Genomic DNA, 6,114 nt, shown 5'->3' on the forward strand with positions numbered 1-6,114 from the left:
CTAGAAAAAGGAGAAGAACATGATCGATGTAGAAGAAATTCTGAGCAAGATGAACCCCAATCAGAAGATTAATTATGACCGTGTCATGCAGAAGATGGTACAAGTATGGGAGAAAAATGAGCAACGGCCAACTATTCTCATGCATGTTTGCTGTGCCCCTTGCAGTACCTATACTCTAGAATATTTGACTAAGTATGCAGACGTGACCATTTATTTTGCCAATTCTAATATCCATCCCAAGGCAGAATACCATAAGCGAGCCTATGTTACCAAGAAATTTGTCAGTGATTTTAATGAGCGGACAGGAAATACGGTCCAGTATCTAGAAGCTCCCTACGAACCAAATGAATATCGTAAGTTAGTCAGAGGACTGGAAGAAGAGCCAGAAGGAGGCGACCGTTGCAAGGTTTGCTTTGACTACCGACTGGATAAGACAGCTCAAGTGGCTATGGATTTAGGCTTTGACTACTTCGGTTCGGCTTTAACCATCAGTCCTCATAAGAATTCTCAAACCATCAACAACATCGGAATTGATGTGCAAAAGATTTACACCACCCACTATCTTCCAAGTGATTTCAAGAAAAATCAAGGCTACAAACGTTCAGTAGAGATGTGTGAAGAGTATGATATCTATCGTCAATGTTATTGTGGATGCGTCTATGCAGCCCAGGCTCAGAATATTGACCTGGTTCAAGTTAAGAAGGACGCCACAGCGTTCTTGCTGGATAAGGATGTTGAAAAAGACTATTCCCATATCAAATTTACAGTTACAAAATTAGATATATAAATGAAAACTTGCCTCAAGGTAGGTTTTTTGCTAGTAGAAAAGCGATAGACAGAAATTGTTGGACCAATTTTTGAATTTCTAGTCCAAGGCTTGTGAGTCTTCAACAAGCCTTGGACTCTTAAAAAAATGAAGTTTTGCTCAAAAGAGCTTTTTAAATTAGAACGAGCAATTATCAGTTCAAATCTGTTTCAAAAGAAGAACAGATAAATTAATCGATGCTTTGTTTTTGAGTTAGGAAGTTAAGCATGCCAAACTGAGTTGTAGGAATAAATTTCTTTATAGAAATGTGTTACAACTCTGCTATAACGGAATATTCCTTTTTGCATTTATACAACTTATTTAACACTATCTTTATTCTTGTGATATAATGTCAAATTATAGAGTGGAGGTCATTTAAAATGATTGATAAAGTAATTGAACAATATAAAAGTCATGATAATCTTGATATTCGAGTAGAATTGCATAAGAAGTATTCAAAAAATAAATTGGGATTTAATAATTGGATATTTTCTAACTACCAAATCACTGATGAAGTAAAGGTTCTAGAATTGGGATGTGGTACAGGAGAACTGTGGAAAAGTAATAGTGATTCTATAGATAAAATGAAGCAGTTGGTTGTTACAGATTTTTCTAAAGATATGGTAAAAACAACGAAGTCAGTGATTGGAAATAGAGACAATGTCAACTATGAGATAATGGATATTCAAAAGATTTCTTTTGAGAATGAAACGTTTGATATTGTTATTGCTAATATGCTTTTACATCATGTGAATGATATTCCTAAAGCTCTCTCTGAGGTAAATAGGGTCTTAAAAACCGGAGGAATTTTTTACTGTGCTACATTTGGTGAAAATGGAGTTGTAAATTATTTGGCAAGTTTATTTAAAGATGAGGTTAATCAAGATTTAGAAAATAAAACGTTTACTTTACAAAATGGTAAAAGGTACCTGAGTAGGTATTTTAACTCTGTCGATACATTACTCTATGATGATGAGTTACAGGTAACTAGTATAGATAACCTAGTTAAATACATCCAATCGTTTAAAGGAATTTCAGAAATAGGCTCACTAGAAGAGGAAATAATACGTAAAAGATTGGAAAGTGAGTTTAATAATGGTATGTTGATCATTCCTAAAGAATATGGTATGTTTATCGCTAGAAAAGAAAGTTAAGGGAACGAAATTGTGAAAAATTATGGAGAAGCTTTTCGATATTTTAGAAAATTAAACGGATATTCTTTAGAGTATGCTGCAGCTGATTCTATATCAAAATCTCAACTTTCTAGATTTGAAAGAGGAGAAAATGAAATTTCTCTTTCAACGTTCTTTAAATTATTATCAAATATCAATGTTTCGATAGAGAATTTTTGTAATCACCTAGAACATTATAAAAGAACGGAGCTTGATGATTTTTTGGTTAATTTATCTCCGAATTTTTATAGTTTGAATACTAAAGGATTGGAGGTAATAAAAAATGAGCAACAAAAAATTTTTGAGAAGAGTGGGGAAAAAACTCATAAAATAAATACAATAATGGTCCAGGGATTATTAAATCAGATAGATTGTAATTATGTAGTTAGTAGAGATGATCTAAATTTAGTATATGACTATTTATTTCAGAAAGAACGATGGGAGTTCTATGATATAACGCTGATTGGTAATTTATATCATCTTTTTGAAATAGATTATATTTACATGGTCGGAAAAGAAATACTAGAGCGTACACATTATTACGAAAAAATCGGTAAGAATAGAAATTTAGTTGTGTCAGCTTGTTTAAATTTTTGGTTCTGTTGCCTTGAAAATTCACATCTAATATATGCAGACTACTTTGAAATGAAATTAAAGAAATTATTAAAAGATGACACAAAAGTTTTTGAAAAATCTACATTCAAATTTGTAGAAGGATATAAAATATATCTGACTGAATCTAAAGAATCTGGAATTAAACAAATGAACAATGTCATAAAATATTTTGAGTTTATTGAATCTAAAAGTATTGCTTTATATTTTCAAAAACGATTAAATGAGTTGGTAGATTAAATAGCATTTTCTCTGTAAAGATATTGTTTTTAAAATGTTGTACTAAATGATTGATGTTAGGTGGAAATACAAAAAATAAATTATTTGATACGAAGTTGACCTGTATTTTTTATACTAATCATTTTCGTATTTTTTGTATGAAATGATATAAGTTTGTTGTAAACTTACAAGGAATAAAGACATTAAAAAATAACAGTATATCTATTTGTTTTATATATTTTACGAATTCTGCATAAATCTCTTTCTAGTAATGTGTTGTAACTCTGCTATAATGGATTTATTTCTTTTTGTGTTTACACAATTTATTTTACACTACCAAAAAATAAGGTCAGGATTTTGTTCCTGACCTTTGACAACTTTACCGATTCTTTAGTTCTACATAGCGCTTGTACCAAATGTTTACATAGGCTTCTGAGAAAGGACCACGTCCATTATTAATCCAATCAACAAGAATTTTGACATGTTCTTTTAAAATATAGTCCAAGTCATCAGAATAATTCATTTTGCGTTTGTGACGCTCATACTCCTCAACGTCCAAGAGACGTTTTTCCCCATCTGTAAAAATTTTAACATCCAAATCATAATCAATATACTTCAGTGCTTCTTCATCCAGATAGTAGGGGCTAGCCATATTGCAATAGTAGGAAATTCCATTATCGCGAATCATGGCAATGATATTAAACCAATATTTCTTGTGAAAGTAAACAATAGCCGGTTCTCGAGTGACCCAACGACGACCATCACTTTCGGTAACCAGTGTATGATCGTTGACACCAATAATGGCGTTTTCTGTTGTTTTTAGTACCATGGTGTCCCGCCAAGTTCGGTGGAGACTCCCATCATGCTTATAACTTTGAATTGTAATAAAGTCGCCTTCTTTTGGAAGCTTCATAACTAACCAACTTTCTACAATTTATAAGTTTATCGTTTACTATTGTACCATAAAATTACCTAAAATCTGTGAATTTTACATGAAAATATTAAAGATATTCTCTGAGAGCGCTTGCTATATCCGAAAAATCGTAGCCTTTTCGAGCTAAAACTTGAGTTAAACGCTGTTTAAGTTCGTATCCTTCATACTTTCGAGCATACTTAGCATATTGCTTATCAAGTTCCTTGAAGATGAGTTCCTGAGTCGTTTCTTGGTCAACTTGACTATCCAACTCGTCAAAGGCAACTTTAGCATCAGGATAGGAAAATCCTTTGTTGGTCAGATTTTGGATGATCTTATCTTGCAAGGCACGAGTTGGAAGCTTTCCCTCATATTTTTTCAATAGTGTATTCGCTACACGTTGAGCAACTTCAGAAAAATCAAATTCTTTCAAGTTCTCTTCTATAGTGGATTTTGAAATCCCTTTTTGTGTTAGTTTCTGAGTCAGTACATAAGGCCCCTTGTCTCCTGAAAGTTGATTGGCATTGATGATAGCATAAGTGTACTGGCTATCATTAATCCAATTATCCTCTTTAAGATTATCAATGACTTGAGAAACTATGTTTTCATCAATATCGTATTTTTTCAGATATTCTCTGACTTCTTTTTCAGTGCGCGCTTTAAAGGATAGGTGGTAGAGAGCTAGATTCTTACCGTAAGAAAATTGGGCAAAGTCCTGAATCTCTTTCAATTCTTCTTGGCTTATAACCTTATCTCTTGATAACATAAAACGAACAATTGTATCTTCAGTAATGTAGCATTTGTCGTCATTATCAAGCTCCATCAGATAGAGTCTTTTTTTCTTTTCAAGTTTTGTGATTTTCATAGTTCTATTATAACTCAAAATGTGATAAGATAGGGGTATGAATCTGAAAGTGAAACAAAAAATACCATTAAAAATCAAGCGCATGGGAATTAATGGTGAGGGAATCGGCTTTTACCAAAAAACATTAGTCTTTGTACCTGGAGCCCTAAAAGGAGAAGATATCTATTGTCAGATTACTTCTATTAAACGTAACTTTGTTGAGGCAAAATTACTGAAGGTCAACAAGAAGTCTAAATTCCGAGTTGTGCCAGCTTGTACTATTTATAATGAGTGTGGAGGCTGCCAAATCATGCACCTGCATTATGATAAGCAACTGGAGTTCAAGACGGACTTGCTTCATCAAGCACTGAAAAAATTTGCTCCTGCAGGATATGAAAACTATGAAATCCGTCCAACTATTGGTATGCAGGAACCAAAGTACTACCGTGCCAAGTTACAATTTCAGACTCGAAAATTTAAGAATCAGGTCAAGGCGGGCTTATATGCACAAAATTCTCACTATTTAGTAGAGTTGAAAGACTGCCTGGTACAAGACAAGGGAACCCAAGTGATTGCTAATCGTCTAGCAGAATTACTTACTTTTCACCAAATTCCAATCACGGATGAGAGAAAAATTCTAGGTGTTAGAACTATAATGGTTCGACGAGCAAGAAAGACTGGACAGGTTCAGATTATTATTGTTACAAATCGTCAGCTTAATTTAATCCAACTAGTAAAAGACTTAGTTAAAGATTTTCCAGAAGTTGTGACAGTAGCTGTGAATACAAATACAGCTAAAACCAGTGAGATTTATGGTGAAAAGACAGAGATTATCTGGGGAGAAGAGAGTATTCAAGAAGGTGTTCTTGATTATGAATTTTCACTATCCCCTCGAGCTTTCTATCAACTAAATCCTGAACAAACAGAAGTACTTTATAACGAGGCAGTAAAAGCCTTGGATGTTACTAAAGAAGATCATTTGATTGATGCTTATTGTGGAGTTGGTACGATTGGATTTGCCTTCGCAAAGAAAGTTAAAACACTAAGAGGTATGGATATTATTCCAGAAGCTATTGAAGATGCCAAGCGAAATGCTAAAAGAATGGGATTTGACAACACACATTACGAAGCTGGAACGGCAGAAGAGATTATTCCTCGTTGGTACAAGGAAGGATACCGAGCAGATGCTCTGATTGTGGACCCGCCACGTACAGGTCTGGATGATAAGTTATTAGATACAATTCTTACCTATGTACCAGAAAAAATGGTCTATATTTCTTGCAATGTTTCGACCTTGGCTCGTGATTTAGTGCGCTTAGTAGAAGTCTATGATCTTCATTATATCCAGTCGGTCGATATGTTCCCACACACTGCTCGAACGGAAGCAGTTGTAAAATTAATTAAAAAAGTTTAAAAAAGATGTTGACAAAAACTAAAAAGTCGGTATAATAGTAAGAGTTGAAAATAACTCTGGTCCGTTGGTCAAGGGGTTAAGACACCGCCTTTTCACGGCGGTAACACGGGTTCGAATCCCGTACGGACTATGGTA

General features: G+C 33.8%; 6 protein-coding genes and 1 tRNA gene. 5 read left to right on the forward strand and 2 right to left on the reverse strand.

Annotated features, from left to right (window positions below; genetic code table 11):
- Window positions 1-19 precede the first annotated feature (19 nt).
- From N8O43_RS08310 to N8O43_RS08320, 3 genes are all read left to right on the forward strand, one after another.
- Complete coding sequence (locus N8O43_RS08310) at window positions 20-787, forward strand: epoxyqueuosine reductase QueH (RefSeq protein WP_261074134.1); 768 nt, start codon at window positions 20-22, stop codon at window positions 785-787.
- A 398-nt stretch (window positions 788-1,185) separates the two neighbouring features.
- On the forward strand, window positions 1,186-1,959 hold the full coding sequence (locus tag N8O43_RS08315) for a class I SAM-dependent methyltransferase (protein WP_227325668.1): 774 nt from the start codon (window positions 1,186-1,188) through the stop codon (window positions 1,957-1,959).
- A 12-nt stretch (window positions 1,960-1,971) separates the two neighbouring features.
- The gene (locus N8O43_RS08320) at window positions 1,972-2,829 is read left to right on the forward strand and encodes an Rgg/GadR/MutR family transcriptional regulator (RefSeq protein ID WP_261089960.1); all 858 of its coding nucleotides are present in this window, start codon (window positions 1,972-1,974) and stop codon (window positions 2,827-2,829) included.
- A 358-nt stretch (window positions 2,830-3,187) separates the two neighbouring features.
- Here N8O43_RS08320 and ntdP read toward each other — a convergent pair whose 3' ends face one another.
- Together ntdP and recX are read right to left on the reverse strand one after the other, a co-directional pair.
- A complete protein-coding gene (ntdP, locus tag N8O43_RS08325; protein WP_000775316.1) occupies window positions 3,188-3,721 on the reverse strand; it encodes a nucleoside tri-diphosphate phosphatase in 534 nt (177 codons plus the stop codon).
- An 88-nt stretch (window positions 3,722-3,809) separates the two neighbouring features.
- On the reverse strand, window positions 3,810-4,586 hold the full coding sequence (recX, locus tag N8O43_RS08330; protein WP_261089959.1) for a recombination regulator RecX: 777 nt from the start codon (window positions 4,584-4,586) through the stop codon (window positions 3,810-3,812).
- 37 nt (window positions 4,587-4,623) lie between these two features.
- On the opposite strand from recX, the gene rlmD reads away from it, so the two are divergent.
- Together rlmD and N8O43_RS08340 are read left to right on the forward strand one after the other, a co-directional pair.
- Window positions 4,624-5,979: a 23S rRNA (uracil(1939)-C(5))-methyltransferase RlmD gene (rlmD, locus tag N8O43_RS08335; protein WP_261089958.1), complete on the forward strand. Its 1,356-nt coding sequence runs from the start codon at window positions 4,624-4,626 to the stop codon at window positions 5,977-5,979.
- Window positions 5,980-6,037: 58 nt separating this feature from the next.
- Window positions 6,038-6,109, forward strand: a tRNA-Glu gene (locus N8O43_RS08340).
- Window positions 6,110-6,114 lie beyond the last annotated feature (5 nt).

The sequence above is a fragment of the Streptococcus mitis genome, from assembly GCF_946190335.1.
GTDB classification, from domain to species: Bacteria; Bacillota; Bacilli; order Lactobacillales; family Streptococcaceae; genus Streptococcus; species Streptococcus mitis_CH.